The 25,306-nt window shown below is 37.3% G+C and carries 23 protein-coding genes, 2 tRNA genes and 1 riboswitch; of the genes, 18 read left to right on the top strand and 7 right to left on the bottom strand.

The window, feature by feature from the left end; translation table 11 throughout:
* Positions 1 to 181: 181 nt before the first annotated feature.
* A tRNA-Ser gene (locus U8519_RS00005) sits at positions 182 to 271 on the top strand.
* A 98-nt stretch (positions 272 to 369) separates the two neighbouring features.
* Here U8519_RS00005 and U8519_RS00010 read toward each other — a convergent pair.
* Entirely contained in the window at positions 370 to 717 is a 348-nt protein-coding gene (locus U8519_RS00010) for a helix-turn-helix domain-containing protein (protein ID WP_334328292.1), read from the bottom strand.
* 166 nt (positions 718 to 883) lie between these two features.
* Here U8519_RS00010 and U8519_RS00015 point away from each other — a divergent pair.
* A tRNA-Arg gene (locus U8519_RS00015) sits at positions 884 to 957 on the top strand.
* Between the two features lie 43 nt (positions 958 to 1,000).
* Here U8519_RS00015 and dapF read toward each other — a convergent pair.
* Both dapF and U8519_RS00025 read right to left on the bottom strand, forming a co-directional pair.
* A complete protein-coding gene (gene dapF / locus U8519_RS00020; protein WP_334328293.1) occupies positions 1,001 to 1,984 on the bottom strand; it encodes a diaminopimelate epimerase in 984 nt (327 codons plus the stop codon).
* 17 nt (positions 1,985 to 2,001) lie between these two features.
* Positions 2,002 to 3,357 (bottom strand): aspartate kinase, encoded by a 1,356-nt coding sequence (locus U8519_RS00025; protein ID WP_334328294.1) that lies wholly within the window; start codon positions 3,355 to 3,357, stop codon positions 2,002 to 2,004.
* Positions 3,358 to 3,520: 163 nt separating this feature from the next.
* Positions 3,521 to 3,699: riboswitch (Lysine riboswitch) on the top strand.
* A gap of 97 nt (positions 3,700 to 3,796) precedes the next feature.
* Here U8519_RS00025 and lysA point away from each other — a divergent pair.
* The 12 genes from lysA (at position 3,797) to U8519_RS00085 (ending at position 15,453) form a co-directional block, all read left to right on the top strand.
* Positions 3,797 to 5,095: a diaminopimelate decarboxylase gene (gene lysA / locus U8519_RS00030; RefSeq protein WP_334328295.1), complete on the top strand. Its 1,299-nt coding sequence runs from the start codon at positions 3,797 to 3,799 to the stop codon at positions 5,093 to 5,095.
* A 41-nt stretch (positions 5,096 to 5,136) separates the two neighbouring features.
* Positions 5,137 to 5,835 (top strand): 2,3,4,5-tetrahydropyridine-2,6-dicarboxylate N-acetyltransferase, encoded by a 699-nt coding sequence (dapD, locus tag U8519_RS00035; protein ID WP_334328296.1) that lies wholly within the window; start codon positions 5,137 to 5,139, stop codon positions 5,833 to 5,835.
* A complete protein-coding gene (locus tag U8519_RS00040; RefSeq protein ID WP_334328949.1) occupies positions 5,835 to 6,992 on the top strand; it encodes an N-acetyldiaminopimelate deacetylase in 1,158 nt (385 codons plus the stop codon). Before dapD ends, U8519_RS00040 begins: the two co-directional genes overlap by 1 nt.
* Positions 6,993 to 7,880, top strand: coding sequence for a 4-hydroxy-tetrahydrodipicolinate synthase (dapA, locus tag U8519_RS00045; protein WP_334328297.1), 888 nt, complete (start codon positions 6,993 to 6,995; stop codon positions 7,878 to 7,880).
* Positions 7,877 to 8,653: a 4-hydroxy-tetrahydrodipicolinate reductase gene (gene dapB / locus U8519_RS00050; RefSeq protein ID WP_334328298.1), complete on the top strand. Its 777-nt coding sequence runs from the start codon at positions 7,877 to 7,879 to the stop codon at positions 8,651 to 8,653. The genes dapA and dapB overlap by 4 nt, the downstream gene beginning before the upstream one ends.
* A 13-nt stretch (positions 8,654 to 8,666) precedes the next feature.
* Positions 8,667 to 9,860, top strand: coding sequence for an aminotransferase class I/II-fold pyridoxal phosphate-dependent enzyme (locus U8519_RS00055; RefSeq protein WP_334328299.1), 1,194 nt, complete (start codon positions 8,667 to 8,669; stop codon positions 9,858 to 9,860).
* A 61-nt stretch (positions 9,861 to 9,921) separates the two neighbouring features.
* Complete coding sequence (locus tag U8519_RS00060; RefSeq protein ID WP_334328300.1) at positions 9,922 to 11,130, top strand: aminotransferase class I/II-fold pyridoxal phosphate-dependent enzyme; 1,209 nt, start codon at positions 9,922 to 9,924, stop codon at positions 11,128 to 11,130.
* Positions 11,131 to 11,142: 12 nt separating this feature from the next.
* Entirely contained in the window at positions 11,143 to 12,207 is a 1,065-nt protein-coding gene (locus tag U8519_RS00065) for an aspartate-semialdehyde dehydrogenase (RefSeq protein WP_334328301.1), read from the top strand.
* A gap of 95 nt (positions 12,208 to 12,302) precedes the next feature.
* Positions 12,303 to 13,019, top strand: a complete 717-nt coding sequence (locus tag U8519_RS00070) for an AzlC family ABC transporter permease (RefSeq protein WP_334328302.1) — start codon at positions 12,303 to 12,305, stop codon at positions 13,017 to 13,019.
* Complete coding sequence (locus U8519_RS00075) at positions 13,009 to 13,332, top strand: AzlD domain-containing protein (protein ID WP_334328303.1); 324 nt, start codon at positions 13,009 to 13,011, stop codon at positions 13,330 to 13,332. Before U8519_RS00070 ends, U8519_RS00075 begins: the two co-directional genes overlap by 11 nt.
* A gap of 52 nt (positions 13,333 to 13,384) precedes the next feature.
* Positions 13,385 to 13,936 (top strand): sugar O-acetyltransferase, encoded by a 552-nt coding sequence (locus U8519_RS00080; protein ID WP_334328304.1) that lies wholly within the window; start codon positions 13,385 to 13,387, stop codon positions 13,934 to 13,936.
* Between the two features lie 203 nt (positions 13,937 to 14,139).
* A complete protein-coding gene (locus tag U8519_RS00085; RefSeq protein ID WP_334328305.1) occupies positions 14,140 to 15,453 on the top strand; it encodes a hypothetical protein in 1,314 nt (437 codons plus the stop codon).
* Positions 15,454 to 15,829: 376 nt separating this feature from the next.
* Here the strand turns inward: U8519_RS00085 and U8519_RS00090 are convergent, their stop codons facing one another.
* From U8519_RS00090 to U8519_RS00100, 3 genes are read right to left on the bottom strand one after another with little or no spacing between them, the layout of a single operon-like run.
* Complete coding sequence (locus tag U8519_RS00090; RefSeq protein ID WP_334328306.1) at positions 15,830 to 16,519, bottom strand: ABC transporter ATP-binding protein; 690 nt, start codon at positions 16,517 to 16,519, stop codon at positions 15,830 to 15,832.
* 3 nt (positions 16,520 to 16,522) lie between these two features.
* A complete protein-coding gene (locus U8519_RS00095; RefSeq protein ID WP_334328307.1) occupies positions 16,523 to 17,584 on the bottom strand; it encodes an ABC transporter permease in 1,062 nt (353 codons plus the stop codon).
* Positions 17,585 to 18,109: a TetR/AcrR family transcriptional regulator gene (locus U8519_RS00100; protein WP_334328308.1), complete on the bottom strand. Its 525-nt coding sequence runs from the start codon at positions 18,107 to 18,109 to the stop codon at positions 17,585 to 17,587.
* Between the two features lie 342 nt (positions 18,110 to 18,451).
* Here U8519_RS00100 and nrdD point away from each other — a divergent pair, with 342 nt between their 5' ends.
* From nrdD to U8519_RS00120, 4 genes are all read left to right on the top strand, one after another.
* A complete protein-coding gene (gene nrdD / locus U8519_RS00105) occupies positions 18,452 to 20,671 on the top strand; it encodes an anaerobic ribonucleoside-triphosphate reductase (RefSeq protein ID WP_334328309.1) in 2,220 nt (739 codons plus the stop codon).
* A complete protein-coding gene (gene nrdG / locus U8519_RS00110; protein WP_334328310.1) occupies positions 20,607 to 21,188 on the top strand; it encodes an anaerobic ribonucleoside-triphosphate reductase activating protein in 582 nt (193 codons plus the stop codon). Before nrdD ends, nrdG begins: the two co-directional genes overlap by 65 nt.
* Before the next feature lie 178 nt (positions 21,189 to 21,366).
* A complete protein-coding gene (locus tag U8519_RS00115) occupies positions 21,367 to 22,725 on the top strand; it encodes an Nramp family divalent metal transporter (RefSeq protein ID WP_334328950.1) in 1,359 nt (452 codons plus the stop codon).
* 142 nt (positions 22,726 to 22,867) lie between these two features.
* Positions 22,868 to 24,667: a heavy metal translocating P-type ATPase gene (locus tag U8519_RS00120; protein WP_334328311.1), complete on the top strand. Its 1,800-nt coding sequence runs from the start codon at positions 22,868 to 22,870 to the stop codon at positions 24,665 to 24,667.
* Here U8519_RS00120 and U8519_RS00125 read toward each other — a convergent pair.
* Positions 24,662 to 25,285, bottom strand: a complete 624-nt coding sequence (locus tag U8519_RS00125) for a DNA-3-methyladenine glycosylase (protein ID WP_334328312.1) — start codon at positions 25,283 to 25,285, stop codon at positions 24,662 to 24,664. The two genes, U8519_RS00120 and U8519_RS00125, sit on opposite strands and share 6 nt — an antisense overlap.
* Positions 25,286 to 25,306 lie beyond the last annotated feature (21 nt).

Genomic DNA, 25,306 nt, shown 5'->3' on the forward strand with positions numbered 1-25,306 from the left:
TCAGTTGGTAGAGCATCTGACTGTTAATCAGGGTGTCGTCAGTTCGAGTCTGACATCCGGAGTTATATACTTAGGAAAAACCTAGGTGCGCCAGATATTACATCTAGTTCGTAAGAATTAGATGTATTTTTTTATAAAGTTTTAGATTTAACATAATCTGTGCATCCTTTTTCTTAATTATGGAGAGTTGTCCGAGTGGCTGAAGGAGCATGATTGGAAATCATGTATACGGGTATTGCCTGTATCAGGGGTTCAAATCCCCTACTCTCCGTTCAAAAAAAGCTCAACCCTTATATATCAAGGGTTTGAGCTTCTTTTTTTTGTCGTGACAACATTTGGATAGTATGAGTCAATTGCTTAGTTTAAGTATTATTTATTATTTGTCTTATTTTTAATATACTCAATGAAATCCTGTACTTCTCTCTTATCACTCTCATTTAAATCGTTATAATCACTGTTTAAACGGGAAGCTAAAAGATCATTCATATTGGCAGTGTTTACATTTGATGATGGATCATTAGTATTACCAAGCAGGTAATCGGTCGTGGTATTAAAATATTTAGCTAATTTTGCTATGGCATTGACGTCGGGGAGGCGAGAGCCACCTTCATAGCTTGATACAGAAGCTTTTTTGACTCCTAAAAAATCACCTATTTGTTGTTGTGTTAAATGATCTCTTTTTCTTAATTCTCTGATACGTGTTCCTAATTTTAACATATGTTTGCCTCGTTATCTTTTTACTTAATACAATAATGTTAACAATATATAAGTAGAATGGTAAATCGGTAAGGAGTATAAATAAAAAATTGAAAAAAATCAAAAAAAGTACTTACAAATAAAAATATTATGGTACAATTATATTTGTAAGTTAATTAATTGCTATGCGCCTATAGCGCAATTGGATAGAGTGTCTGACTACGAATCAGAAGGTTGTAGGTTCGACTCCTACTAGGCGCACTAACTAAAAAGACCAACAATGAATTTCATTGTTGGTCTTTTTTTATGCTTCATTTATTGAATTGACAAAATCTTGATAATTGTCTTCTTCGCCGGTTTCGGATATTTCTATATTATCTAATGTACCGGCATGCAGATTGTTTTCAGAAATTTCTAATGTGTGAGTAAAGGTAGCATTTCCAATCAAATGAATTTTACTATCTTCTTTGTGGGCTGACAGCTGAATGTTAGTTTTTACTAGTCCACCGGGATTGTATACTGTGATGTCTTCATCAGGATTAAAGTAATCTTCATTAAGTAGGGCAAAGACTAGGCTTGTTGCTGACATGCCAGTACCACAAGCATTTGTGAATCCAACACCACGTTCATATGTTTGAACGAATAATTTATTATCGTCTAATATTTCACAGAAGCTAACGTTAACTCCCTCTGGGAAATAGGCATTAGGAGCGTTGAGAGCTTGTCCTAGCTCTCCTAAGTCATCTTCATCTACTTCATCAACAAAGCTGATCAGATGTGGATTAGGGACAGCAACGGCTGTAAATTTCTGTCCACTAATGAATTCTGGTACTTCTGTATCGATCAATTCCAACTTATCCTTATATTGGAAGGGTAGATCATCCTTAGCAAAGGATATTGGTGATATTTCGACACTGAATGCTGGAACATTGTCATAGAAGTTTTCGGATTTTTCAACGCTCAAATTAGTTTCAAATGTTTCGATTTTGAAGGAATCCTGATTGAGCTTTTCGGACAAGTAACGAGATACGGTACGTAGGCCATTACCGCACATCTTGGCTTCGCTACCGTCGGCATTAATAACCCGCATTTGTCCCAAGCAATCGTTATATTTGGAATCATTTACTACTAATAAACCGTCAGCTCCATCTAGGATATTATTTTTAGGGTTACAAATTTTAATAGCTAATTGTTTTAGTTCATCATCAGATAATTGATTATTTAATTGTGTTTGATCCAGGATGAAAAATTTGTTTTCTGATCCGTGAACTTTTAATAGTTGAGCCATTTTTCCACCTCATTTAATTAATTAAAGAATGTATCATAAATATTTCTAACTGCATTGTCAGCATCTTTGGCCTGTGTTCCGATCATGATGGATATGCGTGAAGCACCCTGATTGATCATATGAACAGCGATGTTGTTCTGGGTCAAGGAATCGATTATTAGTCCGATGGTATTGATATTGTGGGCGATTCCTTCTCCAACTATCATAATAATTGCATAATCATCGATCCATTCCAAGTAATCTGGTTTGATCGTCGCTCTGATTTCAGCACAGAGTTTTTTAACCGTCTCGTTATCTAGCTTGCTTTTATCGAAGATCACGGTTAGATCATCGATACCTGATGGCATGTGCTCGTAAGAAATTCCGTATTTATAAAAGATTTGTAGTAGTTTCAAAGTGAAACCTACTTCTTTATTCAACAAGTAGCGATGAATATATAAGGCTGAAAAACGTTGTGAGCTGGCAATACCAGTAATTAAATTAGCTGGATCGAACAAGAATTGAGAAGGAACGATCATTGTACCGGGTGCGGTAGGATTGTTGGTATTCTTAACGTTTACTGGTACCTGGCCTTCAACTGCTGGGATAATCGCTTCATCTTGAAAGACAGAGAAGCCGGCATACGATAATTCTCGCATTTCACGATACGACATTTTTTTGATTGCTTGTGGATGGTCGACAACGTGATTGTTAGCCACATAGATTGCATCGACATCTGTAAAGTTCTCGTACAGATCGGCTTTAAATCCACGACTCAAGATCGATCCGGTAATGTCTGATCCACCACGAGTGAAAGTATAGATTGAGCCATCTTTGCTGTAGCCAAAGAAACCCGGGAAAATAATTTTAGCATCGTCGAATTGATATTTGGCTAAATTAGTGTATGTTTCAGGCAACACGTCTGCATTGTTAGGAGAACCTCCTAGTAGGAAGCCAGCGTCTTTAGGATTTAAAAATTTGGCTTTTATGCCTTCTTTATTAAGTACTGCAGCTAGAGTAATGGCATTGAGATACTCACCATGTGCTTTAAATGCTGCCATTAGATGATCATCATCTGTGAATTTTTCAGATGCCAAATTTGTAAGTTTTTGTTTGATAGTTGTGATCGTTTCGGGACTCAATTTATAATAATCACAAATTTCTTTGTATCGATCTACTATTTGATTGTATGTATCTGTATACACTTCGTCTTTTAAAACTTCATTTGCATATTTGATCAATAGATCGGTAACTTTGATATCTCCACTGAATCGTTTACCTGGAGCGGATGTAACTACAACTTTACGATCTGCGTCACTACTTACAATATTTATAACCTTCTGGAACTGTTCACCATCTGCTAGTGAACTACCGCCAAACTTGACGACTTTCACATCAATCACCTCATTAATTATTTGAAACATTAATACATTTTTAATGAAGAGTTTAGCAGTTTTATGCATTAAAACAAGATAAATGTTCGAAAAATTAGAAAAAATCATGAAAATGGTTAATTAACCTTGACTGATTATTAGAGTTGTTATAATCTTTTAACAACAAAACAAAAGAGGTCGCAACTAACATGAGTAGATAAGGGAGTCACTGCAAGGCATTGAACTTATTGAAAGGGAAGGTTGCCGAAGCGTCAGATATGCAGGATCTGATGTGCTGGGACGTGTTACTAAGATGATACGGACTGTCGCAGCAAAATGTCGCTGCGGTGCGCTTATGACAAATATGATGCAGAATAACTTTTAATTTTGGATCTCTTTGTTTTAAGCAAAGGGGTCTTTTTTTATCCCATCTCTCCAGAAAGAAAGGTTGTTTAAAAATATGATTAGTAGTGAATTGAAGAGTTCTAATGGTCATTTGATTATTGGTGGCGCGGATAGTGTTGAGTTGGCTCACAAATATGGAACTCCATTAGTTGTTTATGATGTTGAACAAATTCGTCAAACAATTGATAGCTTTCGAAAAAGCTTTGAGCAAAGCGGTTTTAAGTATCAAATCAGCTATGCTAGTAAAGCATTTGCGACTGTAGCTATGTATCAAGTTTTGAAACAAGAGAATCTTCATACAGATGTTGTTTCTGGAGGAGAATTATTTACTGCTTTAAAAGCGGGCTTTCCTGCTGAAAACATTAGTTTTCATGGTAACAATAAATCTTTAGAAGAATTAGAGATGGCAGTTGATAATCACATTGGGGTTGTTATTATTGATAACTTCTATGAAATTGAACTACTGGAAAAGGTTTTGATCGAAAAGAAAGCCTCTATCAACGTTATGTTGAGATTGACACCTGGTATTTCAGCTCATACTCATAAATATGATCAAACTGGACAAGTTGATAGTAAGTTTGGTTTTGACGTTGAGTCAGGTCAAGCTGAAAAGGCATTACAGTTGGTTTTGAAAAATTCTAATATGAATTTGATTGGAATTCATGCACATATTGGTTCACAGATTTTTGGCATTGAAGGCTTCACGATGCTGGCACATAAGATGGTAGAAATTGCGAATGCTTGGCATCAAAAATATGGTTTCACCCCACAAATTCTTAACCTAGGTGGTGGATTTGGAATCAGTTATACGGATGCTGATGAACCAATCGGGGCGGATGTTTTTATAGAACAGATTACTAAAGTGGTTCGTGAAGATTCACAAAAAGACGAATTACCATTACCAGAAATCTGGATCGAACCTGGTCGTTCAATTGTTGGCCCAGCTGGATACAACTTGTATACGATCGGTTCACACAAGGACATTCCTAACTTAAAATCTTATATCAACGTTGACGGTGGTATGGGAGACAACATAAGACCGGCATTGTATCAAGCCAAGTATGAAGCAGTTGTAGCTAACAAAATGGATGCCAAACTTATCCAAGATGTACACGTAGCTGGAAAGTATTGCGAATCAGGAGACATCTTGATAGACTCAGTGAAACTACCAGAAGTTCAACCTGGCGACGTGTTAGCAATGTTAGATACTGGAGCTTATGGTTATTCAATGGCTTCAAATTATAATCGTAATCCACGTCCTGCAGTTGTGTTTGTGGAGGGCGGCAAAGATAAGTTAGTTGTCAAACGAGAATCATTTGAAGATTTAACTCATCTAGATCTGAATTATTTATAAGAATTAAATACATATAATAGGTTGAAAGTGGAGGAAGTACAATGAGCAAGATGAACGCTGAAGAAATTATTAATTACATTGGAAATGCTAAGAAAGTAACGCCTGTTAAGGTTTTTGTTAAAGGGGATGTTGCTAAATTAGCAGTTCCAGATAACGTTAAATCATTTTTGAATGATTCAACTGGAGTTTTGATCGGTGATTATTCGGAAATCAAGCCGTTATTAAATGAAGTTGATGATTACTATATCGAAACTTCTGCACAAAATTCAGCTGTTCCAATGCTTGATATTAAAGGAATCGATGCCCGTATTGAGCCGGGAGCCATTATCAGAGATCAAGTTGAGATCGGCGATAATGCAGTTATTATGATGGGAGCGGTTATCAATATCGGTGCTGAGATCGGTAAGGGAAGCATGATTGATATGGGCGCCGTTCTTGGAGGCCGTGCCATTGTTGGAGAGAACTCACATATTGGTGCTAATTCAGTATTGGCAGGAGTGATCGAACCAGCTTCGGCCGATCCTGTAAGAATTGGTAATAACGTTACCGTTGGAGCTAACGCCGTAGTCCTTGAAGGTGTACAAGTTGGCGATAATGCTGTTGTAGGTGCTGGAGCAGTGGTTACTAAGAACGTTGCACCTAATGAAGTAGTCGTTGGAGTTCCTGCCAAGGTTATTAAAGTTAAGGATCAGAAGACAACTGATAAAACACACATTGAAAGTACATTAAGGAAGTTGTAATTATGACTTTAACCGAAGATGAACTGATTCAGATTAGAAGACATTTTCATCAGATACCTGAATTGGCGTTACATGAAATTCAAACTCATGAGTACCTGTTGGAAGTTATCAAAAACTTCTCTCAAAAAAATTTAAAAATAAAAGAGATACCAGAATTGCCTACGGCACTATTAGTTAAAGTCAATGGAAGTAATCCTCAACGTACGATCGGTTATCGAGCCGATATGGACGCCTTACCAGTGACAGAGACTAATGGCCTAAGTTATGCGTCAAAACATAAAGGAATCATGCATGCTTGTGGACACGATCTTCACATGACGGTTGCATTAGGAATCTTGAATTATTATTCTGAGCATCAACCAATTGATAATTTAGTATTCTTCTTTCAACCAGCTGAAGAGAGTGAGAGTGGTGGTCGCAAAGCGTATGATCTAGGTGTTTTCAATGGTGAATATAGAATTGATGAGTTTTATGGATTGCATGACAATGCTGATTTACCAGCAGGCGTTATAGGATGTCGTAACGGTACTTTGTTTGCTGGAACAACGGAAGTAAACGTGATAGTTCATGGTACAAGCGGTCACGCAGCCTATCCCCATGAAGCAAACGATGCAGTCGTGATCGCGGCTAACTTTATTACGCAAGTTCAGACAATTATTTCTAGAAATATTGATCCAACTAAATGTGGAGTTATCACATTTGGAAAGCTTGAAGCCGGTACGATCAGGAATGTTATTGCTGGTACAGCAAGAATCGAAGGTACGATCCGTGGTTTGACTCAGGACATGATTGAATTCATTCGTCAGCGGATCGTTGAAGTTGCTAAGGGATTGGAAGTTTCGTTTAACGCTAAGATCGATCTTGAATTCAATCAAGGCGGATATTATCCAGTCGAAAATAATCCAGAATTAACTACTAGATTTATTAAGTATATGAAACAATCAAGTGCTAAGTATCAAGATATGGCATCGGCAATGACTGGTGAGGACTTTGGCTATTTATTAAATAAGATTCCTGGAACAATGTTTTGGCTGGGGGTAGATAGCCCCGGATCATTACATTCAGCAGACTTTTTACCAAAAGAAACGGCAATTAAAGATGGTATTGAAGCATTTACTGGCTTTTTAAATTACCGAATGAATTCGGAGGAAAATTAGATGTTAGAAAATGTAGATTTAATGACCGCAATTGTCACCCCATTTACGGATGATGCAAAAGAAATTGATTATAATGCACTTAAAAATTTAACAAATCATTTATTAGATACAGGTAGTAAAGGCTTTGTCATCGGTGGTACAACTGGTGAAACACCTACATTATCAGAGGATGAAAAATTAGCTCTTTATTCACATTTTGTTGAGATCGTAAATGGCCGAGTACCAATAATTGCTGGAGTTGGTAGCAATAGTACGCAAGCGACGATTGATTTTACTAATAAGGTTGCTGAAATCAAAGGTATCGACGCTGTATTAGTAGTCGTTCCTTATTACAACAAACCTAACCAACGAGGAATGATTGCACACTTCCAAGCTGTTGCTGATAATTCTCCATTGCCAGTTATTATTTATAATATCCCAGGTAGAACGGGAGTATTGATGGAAAAAGAAACTGTTGTAAGTCTATCCAAGTATTCCAATATTGCTGGAGTAAAACAATGTAATACGATTGCTGATTTGGAATATATTGTGGAACATACTAGTGATGACTTTGCAGTATACAGTGGTGAAGATGCCCAAGCGTTGTACGCTAAGGTTCTTGGCGCTAATGGTGTCGTCTCAGTGGCATCACACATTTATGGTGATTTGATGAGTGAGATGTATCAACAATTAGATGCTGGTGATTATAAGGCTGCTGGAGCAATTCAACGTGAACTGACACCGAAGATGGCAGCATTGTTCATGTATCCATCTCCTTCACCAACTAAGGCCGCATTGAATGAGATCGGTTATCACGTGGGAGGATGTCGTTTGCCAATTCTGCCATTGAATGACGATGAGAAAGATATTTTATTCAGCAAGCTAAATATTCAGGAGGTAATCAAGTGATAAAAATAATCGTATCCGGATTTAACGGTTCTATGGGACAAAAGGCTGTTAAGATGGTTAACGCTAATGATGATTTTGAATTGGTAGGAGCTTTCAACCCAATCGTTAAGGATTTGTCTCCTGAATCTTATGGATTAGACCAGTCAGTTAAGGTCTTCAATGATTTGTCTCAGATCAACGTTGATGCAGATATTTGGGTAGACTTTAGTATCCCTACGGCGGTCTACGATAACACTAAGTTTGCAATTGAACATGGCTATCGTCCAGTCATTGGAACTAGTGGTTTGAGTGAAGAACAAGTGTCTGAATTAAAGTCCTTAGCCGATAGTAAAAAAGTCGGTGGGATTATTGCATCAAATTTCGGAATCTCAGCGGTATTGATGATGAAATTTGCACAAGTTGCAGCCAAGTATTTTGACCAATCAGAAATTGTGGAAACTCATCATCAAGATAAGTTGGATTCACCTTCAGGAACAGCTTTGAATACAGCTAGATTGATCCATGAAGTACAACAAAAAGATCAACCTGAAAATCCCAATGAGTCCGATCCTTTGGGAACTCGTGGCGGAGATTACCATGGAATTAAAATTCATGCTATTCGATTACCCGGCTTCATCGCTGATGAGGAAGTTATTTTTGGAAGTACTGGTGAAAACTTAGTAATCAAGCAGAGTACGACCGACCGTGAATCATTCATGAAAGGTGTTCAGTTAGCTATCAATGAAATTATGTCACGTGATGAATTAATTATTGGATTAGAAAAAATTATTTAACGGAGATGTTCTTATGCCAGAATTAGCAAAGAGTGTAGAAAATATTGAAAATGAATTAGTCAAACCATTTGGAGACAACAAAATTCTTGCCTTCAATTCTAAAATTGCAGGTATTCCAGGAATCGTAAAATTAACTCTTGGTGAGCCGGACTTTAATGTTCCAGAACATGCAAAACAAGCAGCAATCAAAAGCATCAATGATAATCAATCACATTACACACCACAAAAAGGAATTCCTGGACTACGTGATGCCATCAGTAATTACTTAGCAACTGATTATGGTGTTAAATACGATCCTGCAACTGAGATCATCGTAACTATCGGTGCGACTGAAGCTATTTTTACATCTCTCTATACGATCCTAAATCCTGGCGAAAAAGTCATCGTGCCAACACCTACTTTTTCAATGTACATGGACGATATTAAGTTAGTCGGTGGGGTACCAGTTGAAGTTGATACTTCCAAAGATGGCTTTAAGATCACACCTGAAAAATTGACTAAGGTCCTAGAAGAAGAAGGTACTGCCGCTAAGGCTCTGATCATCAACTACCCTGGTAATCCTACTGGTGTTGTCTACACTAAAGCTGAATTAGAGGCATTAGCCGATGTTGTTCGTGACAAGGGTGTCTATGTTATTTCTGATGAAATATACAGTCAATTAGTTTATGGTGAAAAACACGTTTCATTCGCTAGTGTACTTCCTGGTCAAACAATTTTGATCAATGGTTTGAGTAAGTCACACGCTATGACTGGATACCGTATCGGTTACATAGCTGCACCTAAGGGCTTTGTAGATCAAGCCGCTAATGTTCACTCATTCGCTGTTACTTGTCCATCCAATCCAGCTCAATTTGCTGCTGAAGAAGCCTTGAAGAATGGCCATGAAGATCCAGTAGAAATGCGCAAGACATATAAAGAACGCCGTGACTTTATTGTTGATGCTTTGAATAAGATGGGTTACGAAACTATTAAACCAGATGGAGCTTTCTATGTATTTCCTAAGATTCCAGCAGGAATTAATTTAAACTCAAATGATTTCTGCTTGAAGCTTGCCAAGGAAGCTAAGGTCGGAGTTATTCCTGGCGATGCCTTTGGTGACGCTGGTGAAGGATACTTCAGAATTTCATATGCCACTTCAATGGAAGACATCAAAGAAGGTATGAAGCGTTTAGCAGCTTTCACCGATAAATTATTACAAAAAAACTAATTTAATAAGATATTTTGTTATAGTATAGTAGTTGTATAAAAAGAAAATAGGAGAGTACGTTATGCCAAAGTTAGATTCATCTGTAAAGAATGTTGTAAATGAAACAATCGCACCATTGGGAATTTCACAGATTAGATTTTTCGCACAGAAATTTGCTAAGATTCCTGGAATTATCAAATTGACATTGGGTGAACCAGATTTTAATGTACCCGAACATGTTAAGGCAGCAGCTATTAAGAGTATTGAAGATAATGATTCTCATTATTCTGAACAGCGCGGTACGATGGGACTTAGAAAAGCTGTATCAGGCTATTTAAAGAAACAATTTGATGTTGAATATGATCCAGAAAGCGAAATCATTGTAACGATCGGTGCTACTGAAGCGGTCTTTGTTTCACTGGCAGCCATTATCAATCCTGGAGATAAGATCATTGTTCCAACACCAACATTTGCATTGTATTTACCAATCATTAAGGTTCTTGGTGGAATTCCAATTCAAGTAGACACAACCCCTGACAATTTCCGCTTGACCGGTAAGAAATTAGCCGAGGTAATCGAACGTGAGGGAGAAGACAATGTGAAAGCTTTGATCTTAAACTTCCCTGGTAATCCAACTGGATTTGTCTATTCTGAGGATCAATTGAAAGAAATCGTGGATGTTGTTAAAGACAAGCCAATGTATGTTATGTCTGATGAAATTTATGCTGAATTAACATATGGCCGTAAACATGTTTCTCTAGCTAAGTTGCTTCCTGGTAAAACAATTTTGATCAATGGTTTGTCAAAATCTCATGCCATGACCGGATATCGTATCGGTTATGTTGCTGCACCAGCTGAATTTGTAGTCAATGCCGGTAAGATGCACGCTTATACCGTAACGGCTCCATCTAATCCAGCTCAATATGCAGCACAAGAAGCTCTGGAAAATGGTATCGATGATCCAATTGCAATGCGTAAAATCTATCAAGAACGTCGTGATTATATCGTTGAACAACTGAATGACATTGGTTATAAGACACAATTACCAGAAGGAGCATTCTATACATTCTCAGCTATTCCTGAAAAATTTGGTTTGAATGATGTTGAGTTTGCTACAAAACTTGCTGAAGAAGGCAAAGTTGGTGTTACACCAGGATCAGCCTTTGGTAAGGGTGGAGAAAATCACTTCAGAATGTCTTATGCATCTTCGATGGAAGATATTCAAGAAGCAATGAAACGTTTGCGTGAATTTACAGAAAAGTTAGAAAATGAAATTAATATATTAATATAAAGGATGAATATTATGAGTGAAGGTTATGAAGTAGCTATTTTAGGTGCAACGGGTGCCGTGGGAACTCGTCTAATTCAACAATTGGAGCAATCAACAATTCCAGTATCAAAGATTAGATTGTTGGCTTCCAGTCGTTCAGCTGGTAAGAAACTTCAATTCAAAGGTGAAGATGTTGTTGTTGAAGAAGCAAAACCTGAGTCATTCGAAGGTGTAGATATCGTTCTTGCTTCTGCTGGTGGTTCGGTTTCAAAGAAACTTCTTCCTGAAGCAGTCAAGCGTGGAGCTGTCTGTGTTGATAACACCAGTGCATTCAGAATGGAACCAGATGTTCCACTAGTTGTACCTGAAGTTAATGAAAAGGCACTCTATAACCATCATGGCATTATTGCTAATCCTAACTGTTCTACCATTCAAATGATGGTTGCACTTGAGCCGATCAGAAAAGCTTTTGGTTTGAAACAGATCATTGTTTCTACCTATCAAGCAGCCTCTGGTGCTGGTCAAAGCGCACTTAATGAGTTATATAGTGAGGCTCAGGATTATCTTGATGGTAAAGATATGTCAGCTGATATATTCCCAACTAAGGGTGACAAGGAGCACTATCCACTTGCCTTTAACTTATTACCACAGATCGACGTCTTAGAAGATAATCTCTACTCACATGAAGAGTGGAAAATGATTCATGAAACAAAGAAGATTATGCTTGGAGATATGGATGATCCTAAGATCAAAGTAACAGCTACATGTGTCCGTGTACCTGTTCCAATCAGTCATGGTGAATCAATCTATATCGAAGTTGAGGACAAGGACAATGCCAGTGTAGAAGCAATCCGTAAGTTGATTGATGAAGCACCAGGTGCAGTCTTAGAAGATGATCCTGAACATCAAGTTTATCCACAACCAATTAATGCAACTGGCAAACGTGATACATTTGTCGGCCGTATTCGTCCAGATCTAGAAAACAAGGGAGCATTCAATATGTGGGTCGTTTCAGATAACTTACTAAAGGGTGCCGCTTGGAATACAGTACAAATTGCAGAAAGATTAGTTGCTGATGATCTTGTTGAAGTTAAATAGCATTCATTAATGGGTCTTGTTTGGTAGCATGGAGAATATGTTGCCTTATGAGGCTTTTTTTATTTTTTAGCAATATTTTTTGAGGGGTGATCAGTATGGAAGAGATTAGAACCGATGAAGGTTACACGACATTTAGGGATGGTATCAAAAGCTGTCTGCCGACAGTTTTAGGATACTTGGGCATTGGATTTTCATTTGGTATCGTTGGTATTAATTCACATTTAAATTTGTTTGAAATCACCTTAATGTCAGCAATTGTCTATGGTGGAAGTTCACAGTTTGTTATGTGTGGCTTGTTATTAGCTAATACGTCGATCACTGGTATCGTTATGACGGTCTTCCTAGTCAATCTCAGACATTTATTGATGAGCATGACTGCCAGTCCACATTTTAGAGAAGAGTCACTCTTGAGCAATGTATCAATTGGATCATTATTAACAGATGAGTCATTTGCAGTATTTTCTACAACAGTCGCACAGGAGAAACATTTTTCGCTCCGATGGATGGAGGGACTGAACGTTACAGCCTATATTACTTGGATCGTAGCGACTTTTCTTGGTGGATTAGTTGGTAATTTTATTAGTGATCCAAATAAGTTTGGGTTGGATTTTGCTTTGACAGCAATGTTTGCTGGTTTGTTCATTACCCAATTTGAATGGGAGCTATCGAAGAATACTAAGAAATCTGTTGCGGTCGTTATAACGGTGGTTCTTAGCTTATATATTCTCTTGGGACTAGTTAGTTCATCAGTTGCGGTAATTATTTCGGCACTCCTTGGATGCGTAGTAGGAGGTTTATCATATGATAAGTAAAAATATTCTTTTAATCTTAATAGGTAGTGCCTTGGTAACGTGGATACCACGTATCACACCATTTATCTTGGGGAAAATGGTTAAGTTCCCGCCGATAATTACGAGATTCTTACAGTATTTGCCATTATCGATCTTATGCGCATTACTATTAGAAACGGTCTTCAATGCCAAAGCAGGAACACTGGCAGTTCCCAAATGGGATGTTGTGATTGCCTTAGCCCCAACCGTTATAACGGCAGTCTGGCTTAAGGATTTAATGAAGACGGTAGTGGTTGGAATTATTGCTATGGCTTTGGTACGATTAGTCATATAACAACTGTACTTAGAGTATACTCTAAGGTGTATTGTAAATATGAGGTGTTAATATGAGAGAAATTGAAAAATTAGATGCGGGAATGGAATATTATTTTTTAGATGATGAAGTTGCTGCTAGAAAGGCTCGGGCAGCTAAATTGTGTCAGGAATTCAACGCAATCCCTGCAACCGAACCTGATAAGCAGACAGCTAAAATTAAAGAAATTGTTGGATCGCACGGGGAACGAATTTCTGTTCAAGCTAATTTTAATTGTGATAATGGATCTAATATTCATGTCGGTGAGGATTTTTTGAGTAATTATAATTTGACTATTCTTGATATTGCTCCGGTCAATATTGGTAACAATGTTATGATCGGACCGAATGTTGATATTTATACAGTCAATCATCCAATGACTGCTCAAGGCAGAAGAGAATACAAGGCGATTGCTACACCGGTCAATATTGGAAATGATGTTTGGATCGGCGGTAAAGTATCAATTATGCCAGGGGTAAACATCGGTAACAATGTGGTTATTGCAGCAGGAGCAGTGGTGACTCATGATGTTCCAGACAATACTTTGGTTGGAGGAGTTCCAGCAAAGAAAATTAAAAGTCTATAATATAAGAGAATCCATTTTGGGTTCTCTATTTTTGTGGATGAGGTAGTTAAATTTAAACGTTTTGAAGTTCATATATTTTTCAATTATGTGAAATAGTAATCGATCTTACTTTCATCGGTAGTTACTATGCGTTTCTGTTGTATCGATGTGGTCAAGTATGGCAAGATTACTAATGATGAATAAATTGAGTTAAGGAGAGAATTTTGCGAAAAATTTTTGAAACTTTTTCTGAAGGTGTACTCAACCTGTTTGCTAATGTTGGTGTTGTAATACCGTATTTCTTTTGTTTGTCTTTATACAATCACAACAAGGACATTACAGCCTATGTTTTACCATTTTTGATGTTGTATACATTCAGATCAATTGGAATGTTATTGACAGTTTATATACCATTTTCCGCCAGCACGATGCTGATTGTGTCAAATCTTTTTGGTATTGTTGGATCATTACTGATCGTTGTTGCCTTGAATCCTGTGTTTGGAATTTTAGGCGGTATATTATTAGGACTAGCTTCAAGTTGGATCTGGCCATACTTTTTGACTGTCAGGACAAAGGGTAAAATCATTAATGATTTTCATATAACCAAACTTCACTGGCAAGGTTCCATCGTCGCAATGATAATTTTGGGATTGGTTGAATGGCTATCAGTTAAATTCAGTACGTATAACGTTGCCTTTATCTTATTAGCTCTATTCTTTGCCATTTCATTAGCAGGTAGCTACTCAATGAGAAGCAAAATAAGTTTCTATCATAACGGTAAAACGTCGCTTCATGATCGAAATTATTCAATTATAGGTATTGTATTCATTACTATATTAGTGATGTTAGTCTTTGCAATTCGATACTCTAGATTGAAGACCATTCCACATGCCTGGGATTTAGGCATTGGAATAGTTTCCTTGGTAGGTCTATTGATATTACTAATGTATCAATTAAAAATCCATCGAAATTTGTATCCGCTCAGTCTGGCTTCAATAAATCGCGGTATTGTAATGAACTTTGTGTTGCTATATACAATTTTTGACAGTAGTTTGAGATTTGGATTCAGCACATTATTGGTGGTTTATCTAATATACTTGGCGGGATTTGAATTCGGACCATTCATATTAAAGAAATACTTGTACATGAGATATCCATTATTGATTTTAGGCTTAATATTGTCCTTCTTTAATATCACGTATTTTGTAGGAATATTCCTGTGTTCATTGTTTGTTGGTTCTGATAACTCGATTTTGAATAATTCACTTTATAATGATCCAAAGATTGAATCAGAACGTGCTTTCTTGGTGAAATATCAATTGTCAGCTGTGGGTAATATCTCACAGCAATTGTTTTATATGATTATTGTTTATTTATTGGGTTATCTGTATCGTGTTAATGTTTTAGATTTCTTCAACGTTAATGGAAATGTTAATTCTAATTTGCTACTCGTCGTTAGATTGGCTGTTACATTTGGAGTTTTATTCTCTGGCTTTATTACTTATTTGTCTACTAGGTCTAAAAAGAAAATTAGGTAGGGGTATGCCGCTGACGATGGACAACAATTCCATCTGCCGTGGGACCGGTCTCAGCCGTGGCCGTCTTCGACATCGCTCGGAAGCCTGTAGTCTTCCGAGTCGTCCAGCGTACTAAGTGATAAATCGCTAAGTACGCTATCACGGCTGATTCCATTATTGGCCACCGTCAGCTGGGTTTGCGCTGTTTCTAGACTAAAGGGTAAGGTTACGCTGTAATAATGTAATGATTAAATTTTATATTTTATAAATAAAAACAGCATATTATGGCAATTGGATATAAACTATTCCAATCTATTTGCCATAATATGCTGTTTCTTTTGTGACCGTTAATAACTATTGCTGAACGAAAGGACACGCCCCCTCTGTTAACTTGATTCTAAGCTAATTTCATATCGTTATTCAAAGTCATTTTCCCATCCATAATTTGATACACATTGTCAGCGAATTCTATCAGTCTTAAATCATGTGTTACTACGATTACAGCGGTATTTTGTTCACGAGCCAGTTGTTGAAAAATTTTACCTACTTCAACGACACGTTCACTATCAAGGGCAGCTGTTGGTTCGTCTGCTAATACTATATCAGGCTTTGTATAAAGTGCTCTAGCGATTGCGACACGCTGATTTTGTCCACCAGATAGTTCACTAGGATACTTGTTCTTCAAATCTTCGATGCCCAACTTTTGTAATAGTAAGTCTAGTGACAAATTAGTCAAATTATGTTGTCTCTTAACTTTCTTGACTAATTGAAATTGTTCTTGAACTGTTAAATAAGGAATCAGATTATGAGCTTGTAAAACAAAGCCGATCTTGTTTAATCGTAAGGCATCACGCTGTTTATTGGACATTGATTTAACAGCTTTTCCTTCTAATTCAACATTTCCATTCGTTGGTGTTTGTAATCCCCCGGCGATAGTCAGAAAGGTGCTTTTACCTGAACCAGAAGGTCCAATGACTAGATTTAGTTCACCTTTTTTAGCAGTGAAATTAATGTCTTTCAGAACATGAACTCGACTTGATCCAGTTCCGAAGTATTTGTTGATTTTGTTTAATTGTAAAGTTTCCATAAGTTATCCTCCAATTACGCTCACGGGATCGACGTTTAAGATTATTTTGATAGGTATTAATGAACCGAGTAATCCTGTTAAAACCAAACCGATTCCAACTCCGGATAAGATTGGAATATTGAAACTCATTGGAACAGCCGCAGGAATTACAAAGGCGGTTGCAGCAGTTAAGATGACTCCAATTATTAATCCACTAACTACGAGAGTGATCGATTGAGAAATCGTTGCACCAACCAGTGTTTTAGCAGGAATACCTTGGGCTCTTAAAACGGCGTAATTTTGAATTTTTTGAATAGTCAAAATGTATAAGAATACGGCAATCACAATCAATGAGATGATCATCAAAAAGGCGATCATAAAAGTGAAAGTGGAATTTTGAGCTGAATATCCTGGTAATTTGGCTACGAAGGCTGATCTAGAGTAGGACTTAAGTTGATCGTTGTTGATTTGATAATTTGCTTTTTTAGAGACAATAGCACTGGCAACAAACTGACCATTGATATTCTTCAAACTTTGCCACTCTGAAATGTCTCCGTAGACTACTGGAGCAATGTTCAACTTAGCATTTTTAGTAAATCCAACGATCGTATACTTTTTGTTGGAAGAGCTGAACTGAATCTTGTCACCGAGTTTGTAACCGTCATTTTGAAATTTGGTGTCAACGACAACTTGGTTTGATTTATTCACCTTGTGTCCAGAATCTATAACTAAATTCTTAGCAATGAACTGTTTATTGTTCAAACCTAGAAATTGTGCAGATTCATTAGTTCTACCTGATTTCTTAGCCACGACGGCAGCTTGACCAATGTACGCCTCTTTGGAAGTTAGCTCAGTATTTTTTATTTCGTCTTTAGTAATTAAAGATTGAGTCATGCTGGTATTAGAATCTTTATCTAATACAACACTGCTGATATGCCATGAGTCGATAGCATCGGTATTTTGTTGTGCTAATCCCATGGCTAGGCTAGTTAGAATGAAGATCAAGTAACAGATCAAAACAATCATCCCGATGATCAAGCCGTATCTAAATTTTTCTTTTTTTATTTCTTTTAATGACAAAAACATTTAATTCTCCTCTTTAGCTAAGGTTGTTAAGACGTTAGCTAATTTTTTTAAGATCATTTCTTTTGAATCAGGTGATATCATGATTTGCTTAATAGCATCATGGATCATCACTTGTGTAGCCCATAAATATTCATTTCCACTTATCAAGTGATTATTGAAAGAAGAAATAAAAAAGCTCTCATTGTAGAGCATGTGCATTTTGACAAGCTTATAATATTTACTATTGTTACTGTGTTCAATGAACTCACGTGTCTGCTCAACGTATTCATCTGGCTTGAGGCCATCACTGGTATTTGTTGAAATGCTTTGATGAATGTCATGCAATGCAAGACGGTAAAGATATTCATAGGAATCTTTTAGATCATCAAAGTACTTGTAGAAGGTACCTCTGGCAATTCCTGCTTGTTCGACGATTCGCGAGACTTTAGCATCGGCTAATTTGTAATTTGAAAATTCAATGAGTAAAGCATCTAAAATTCGTTTCTTTTTTGGGTCATCTAAATTATTAAAAGTTGTAGAAGTCATGTGTCCTCCTTGGTGACAAGGTGTCACTTTAATATAAATCAAGTATATTGACACTGTGTCACCATGTCAATGGATTTCACTTAACTTCCGATAAACGAAAAATATTTTTCTATATATTTTTGGCATAAAAATTAAAATACCGTAAATAATTTTCTAAATGAAAGTCTTGATTTTTTGTATTAATTTTGAATCATTTTTATGAAACATTCTTCAAAAATATTTTTATTATCTAAAAACTCATACCACATATAGTGTGAAACATTTTGCTACTACCACTAGATATTGATTTAAGCAAAATTACCCAATATAATAGGTTCATTCACTGAAAAGGTTGTGTGTAATATGTACGAGGTAAAAAGCCAAAATGTACTGGATACTTTGAAGAGTATTCCGGTCTTAAAAAGATGTGGAGATAAGACAGATTTTTATCCATATAAAATTGAATTTGTATTGAATAAATTGCTTGATGATCAAGAAATGATCCAAAAAGTCGAAGATGATTTGGTATATAAATATCAAGATTCTTTTGTAATTGAGACTTCTCAACTGCATGATGAGATCATTAGTTTGTTGAAAAAATATCATCTGGTCAGCCAAGCCGCTGAATATCAAGCCTATTTTGAATCTGAACAACAAGACTTCAAAGATGCCACAAACGTTGAAGAGAATATCAATAAGTTGTTTGGCAATAATGAAAGAATCGTTCATGAGAATGCTAACAAAGATAGTAAGATCTTTAATACACAACGTGATTTAGAAGCAGGGGTTGCCAGCCGTGCTTTGGGGCTAAAAATGTTGCCAGAATTAGTTGCTAAAGCACATCTCCGTGGAGATCTACATTGGCATGATTTGGATTATTCACCAGTAACACCAGAAACAAATTGCTGCTTGATCGACTTTGACGAGATGCTTACTAATGGTTTTAAGATTGGAAATGCTTGGGTATCTTCACCAAGATCCATTCAAACTGCTACGGCTCAAATGTCACAGATCATTGCTAATGTTGCCTCACTTCAGTATGGTGGCTGCTCCGCCAATAGAATCGACCAATTGCTCGCACCATATGCACAACTTAATTATGACAAGCATATGAAAGATGCAAAAGAATGGGTCGTTGAGGATAGGCGTGAAGAATTCGCCAAAGCCAAAACTAAAAAAGACATTTACGATGCTATGCAGGCTTTAGAATATGAGATCAATACCTTGTATTCTTCACAAGGTCAGACACCATTTACGACTATTAACTTTGGCCTGGGAACTAGTTGGATCGAACGTGAAATCCAAAAGTCGATTTTGAAGATTCGTATTAAAGGTTTAGGTAAGGAACATCGGACAGCAATTTTCCCTAAGCTAACTTTTACAGTTAAGCGTGGACTAAATTTGAATCCGCAAGATCCTAACTATGATATTAAGGAACTAGCTCTAGAATGTTCAACTAAGCGGATGTATCCCGATCTTTTGATGTATGACAAGATCAAAGAAATAACAGGAAGTTTTAAAACCCCAATGGGATGCCGTTCATTCTTGCAAGGATGGAAGGATGAAAATGGCAAGGAGGTTAATTCAGGACGTATGAACTTGGGTGTGGTTACAGTCAATCTCCCTCGGATTGCACTAGAATCACATGGTGACAAGCAATTATTCTGGGAAATTTTCGAAGAAAAAATGAAGCTTTGTAAGTTAGCATTAGAGTATCGTGTTGAACGTACGAAGGATGCTAAACCTGAGAATGCTCCCTTGTTATACATGTATGGTGCCTTCGGTAAACGTTTGAAGGCCGGGGATAGTGTTGATGAATTGTTCAAGAATCAACGTGCGACAGTTTCGTTAGGCTATATCGGCTTGTATGAAGTATGTACAGAATTCTTTGGCAATCAATGGGAAGATAATCAAGAAGCTCATGATTTTGCTGAAAGCATTGTTCGTGCGTTACGTGATAAGTGCAGCAAGTGGGCTGATGACAGTGGCTATCATTACAGTTTATATTCAACACCAGCCGAGTCACTTACAGATACTTTCTGCCGTGATGACATTGAGAAGTTTGGTCGTATCGCCGATATTACTGATAAAGAATACTATACAAACAGTTTTCATTACGATGTTAGAAAGCATCCCTCACCATTCGACAAATTAACTTTTGAAGAAATCTTCCCACATTACGCTTCAGGCGGCTTTATTCATTATTGCGAATATCCTAATTTGAAACAAAATCCTAAAGCCTTAGAAGCTGTTTGGGATTGGGCATATGATCATGTCGGTTACTTAGGAACGAATACCTCAATCGACCAGTGTTTCAAATGTGGTTTCAAGGGTGAATTCAATGCGACTGCTCGTGGATTTGAATGTCCTCAATGCGGTAACCATGATCCGCAATATTGTGATGTTGTAAAGCGTACTTGTGGATATTTAGGTAATCCGCAACAACGTCCAATGATTCACGGTAGACACGTTGAAATTGCTTCACGTAAGAAAAATATGACTTCGGAGATGATACAAAATGCCGCAAAATACGAAAGGGCCAAACAATCCGACTCCCAAAGAATGGTTAGCGAAAGATCTTAGTCAACAATACATAGCTGACTATAAACCATTTAACTTTGTCGACGGTGAAGGAGTGCGGTGCAGTCTGTATGTCAGCGGTTGTCCCTTTCATTGTCCGGGATGTTATAACGTTGCTGCTCAAAATTTCCGCTATGGAAAGCCTTATACACAGGAGTTAGAAGATCAGATCATAACGGACATGAGTAACGACTATGTTCAAGGATTGACACTTCTAGGTGGAGAACCATTCATCAATACCCAAGTATGTTTGAAGTTGTGTAAGAGAGTTCGTCAAGAATTCGGTCACTCAAAAGATATTTGGTCATGGTCAGGTTACACCTGGGAAGAATTACTGAAGGATTCTGATGATAAGTTGGAATTATTATCATTGTTAGATATTTTAGTCGATGGTAGATTTTTAAAAGATAAGATGGATCTGACGTTACAATTTAGGGGAAGTTCTAATCAAAGAATTATCAATGTTCAGCAATCTCTTGCAGATAGACAAGTCGTCATTTGGGATAAATTAGTCAAATAATTTTTAAGTTAAAGTACTGAAAAGCAGTCAACCACTAGTGTTACAGTGGATTGGCTGCTTTTTGTTTTTATATAAATATTTATAGATATTTAGGTAGGGGTTAACTAAATACTTTACTTCTAAAAAAATGACTTTATTATGTGTGCTGTAGGAGGTGACAGTATTGAAAGATGTTGCTATGAATTCAAAAAAAGAAAAATTGATTCACTACGCTAATGGACCTTCACTAGAAGAAATCAATAGCACAGTGGAGATACCGAAAGGTAATAATTTTTGGAAGAACCTCATGGCATTTTCAGGACCGGGAGCATTAGTAGCTGTTGGCTATATGGATCCTGGTAACTGGGTGACATCGATCGGTGGTGGTGCAGAGTATGGATACCTATTGATGTCTGTTATTCTGATTTCGAGTTTAATCGCCATGTTATTGCAATATATGGCGGCTAAACTGGGAATAGTGACGCAAATGGATTTGGCTCAAGCAACTCGAGCACATACTGGTAAAGTTTTGGGAATCGTTTTGTGGATCACCACTGAATTAGCGATTATGGCGACCGATATTGCTGAAGTTATTGGTGGTGCCATTTCATTGGAATTATTGTTTGGATTACCATTAGTAATCGGTGTCTCATTGACAGTTTTCGATGTTTTGATTTTATTGTTACTGACAAAGTTAGGATTTAGAAAGATCGAAGCTATAGTTGTTTGCTTGATCTTGGTCATTCTAGCTGTCTTCTTGTATGAAGTTGCTATAGCACAACCTAATATGGCAGAAGCTATGGCAGGATTCATCCCTCAACCAAGAATAATGCATCCTGGTGAATTAACGATGGCATTAGGTATTGTTGGTGCCACAGTTATGCCGCATAATTTGTACTTACATTCATCCATTTCACAGACTCGTAAGTTTAATCATGATAATGAAGATGATATTGCTAAGGCAGTAAAGTACACAACTTGGGATTCTAATATTCAACTTGGCGGTGCCTTCATCGTCAATTGCTTGCTTCTATTACTAGGTGCTGCAATGTTCTTTGGTAAACCAACCGAACAATTGGGAACTTTCGGAAATCTCTACGCTGCTTTGCAAAATCCACATATGGCTGGAGCTGTTGCATCACCAATCTTATCAATGCTGTTTGCAGTCGCTTTATTAGCTTCAGGTCAAAATTCCACTATTACCGGTACATTAACTGGTCAAATTGTCATGGAAGGCTTTATTCACATGAAGATGCCTCTGTGGGCACGTCGATTAGTTACTAGACTGATTTCAGTGATTCCAGTTTTGATTTGTACCATCATGTACGGTGGTAAGGAAACAGCACTTGATAATTTACTAGTCAATTCACAAGTATTCTTGTCAGTGGCTTTACCGATCTCAATGATTCCGTTGACGATTTTTACTAGTTCTAAAAAAATCATGGGTCCACGATTCGCTAATAAATTGTGGGTAAATATATTGGCATGGACGTGTACGGTTGTTTTGACAATCTTAAATTTACAAATTGTTTGGAGTTCTATTCAAGGATTCTTTTAATGATTAAATCAGCTCTACCGCATGCGGTAGAGCCTTTTTTATGCCAAAAATATGTTATGAATATACGATGTTGTTATAACGATAGAAGAATGTATTATATAAGCTTTTAAAATGTTATCTTAATCTTAAAGGAGGGATTATTATGAATTCAGATAAGATAAAGTTATATAGTACATTATCTATTGGTGTAGTTGCTTTTGCATTAGAGTTCTTGTTCCATAAGCCCCTTTGGGCACAAGTGATCATTAGTGTTTTAGGTTTGGTGCTAGCATTAATAATGTTTGTCGATATGATCAAAGTCTTGAAGAGTGGAGACTTCGGAGTTGATTTGTTAGCAATAACTGCAATAGTCGCTACAATTGCTCTAGGTCAATATTGGGCCGGTTGGATCGTACTTCTGATGTTAACTGGAGGAGATACGCTTGAAGAATATGCTGCCAATAAGGCTAAGAGTGAACTCAAGACGTTACTAGATAACACTCCTTCACAAGCACATTTGTTATCAGATGGTAATGTTAGGGATGTTGATATTGACGATGTTAAGATTGGCGATACACTGTTGATTCGTCCGAAAGAGCAAGTTCCGGTCGACGGAGTAGTTATTGATGGTGAATCGGAAGTAGATGAGTCGTCATTAACTGGTGAATCAGTTCCAGTCAACATAAGTGTGGATTCACACGTTATGTCAGGCTCCATTAATGGTGAGACCTCATTCAGGATGAAAGCTGAAAAGATTGCTGCTGATAGTGAGTATCAAGCAATTGTTAAGTTGGTTAAGGAATCGGCGTCTAATCCAGCTCACTTTGTTCGTTTGGCAGATAGATATGCGGTTCCGTTCACGATCATTGCTTACGTGATTGCTGGGTTGGCTTGGTATTTATCCAAAGATCCAGTCAGAATAGCGCAGGTTCTAGTAGTTGCATCGCCATGTCCGCTGATATTGGCTGCTCCAATTGCCTTTGTATCAGGGATGAGCCGTACTAGTAGAAATGGTATTATCGTAAAATCAGGTACAGCGCTAGAAAAGATCTCGTCAGCGAAGTCGATTGCCTTTGATAAGACAGGAACAATTACTAGAGGAAAATTAGTAGTCGATGAGTTTAAATTACAATCTGGATTCGATTACGATACGGTTCTCTCATATGCCGCATCGGTTGAACAGAATTCCAGTCACGTCATGGCACAGGCAATCATTGACTATGCATTAGCTAAAAATTTAAAATTACAAAATATCAATGATGCCAAAGAGTTCACCGCTCAAGGAATTTCGGGTACGATCGATGGACACGTTGTTAAAGTTGGTCAAGGTGAATTCGTCACGGATACAAAAGTTGATGAAGTTGCAGGTTCTGGTGTCTATGTCTCAATTGATGGCAAATATGCCGGTGTCTACAGTTTGATGGATCAAATCAGACCTGAATCGAGATCGACTATTCAGAGATTAAAAGATTTTGGAATCAATAATATCTTGATGATTACTGGCGACAAAAAAGAAGCAGCCGATTTGGTTGCTTCTGAAGTGGGTATAACACAAACCTTTCCAAGTAGTTTGCCGGAGGATAAGGTTAAGATCGTTCAAAATCTAGATGCTGACTACCATCCAACAATCATGGTTGGCGATGGAGTAAATGATGCTCCAGCTTTGGCTTTAGCAGATGCTGGTATCGCCATGGGTTATAAAGGTGCTAACGCCGCCAGTGAATCAGCTGATGCGGTAATTTTGAAAGATGATTTGAGTAAGGTTGGCGATGTTGTTAAAATTTCGCGTGATACTTTAAAAGTGGCACGTGAAGCAGTACTGATCGGTATTTTTATTTGTATCATGTTGATGATCATCGCAGGTTTCGGATTGATTCCGACGATTATCGGTGCAATGTTGCAAGAGGTAGTTGATACCGTTACGATCCTTTATTCATTGCGTGCTAGAAGTGATAAATTATAACCATCCGTAAGTGTCCAGGTTCATATCTCGTTTGTACATTTTAGATACGTAGGGATTTCCTTCAACGATAAAACGCATTTTTTTAGAAGTCCAAGGCTCCTTGTTTGGGACACCGATTCTTGGTGTTGCCAGAATATTCTTAGGGGTCTGGACTTTTTTGTCTGAAAAAATAAAATTGCCTGAATTAAGCATAGTGCCTGATAATTCCTTATCACGAATGCCAAACGATCGGATCCATTTGGCAGGGCCATTGGAGACGTTGAAACCAGTTTGGTGACGATTTTCTTCCATCATTTCGATCCCGTCAATCGGTTGTAATCCTCTAATTAAAATTCCATTGGGAGTTCCAGCTTTTTGAACACTGATATCCATATCCAACCAGCTGTGGATCGAATAAATATAAATTGTGCCACCTGCTTGATAGAGTGGATCATTCGAAGGAGTATGACGACCATCATAACTGTGAGCAGCCATATCAATTGGTCCAAGATAGGCTTCTGTTTCGACTATGATTCCAGAAAACTTTCCTTGTTCAGAATTATAGGTAAAAGTGTGCCCCAGCATATCTTTGGCGATGTCCATTGTTTCGCCATTTTCAAAGTAATTTTGTACGTTCAAAGTGTACCTCCAACAATTTTT

Origin of the sequence: Companilactobacillus sp. HBUAS59699 (assembly GCF_036913575.1) — a bacterium.
Lineage (GTDB): Bacteria > Bacillota > Bacilli > Lactobacillales > Lactobacillaceae > Companilactobacillus.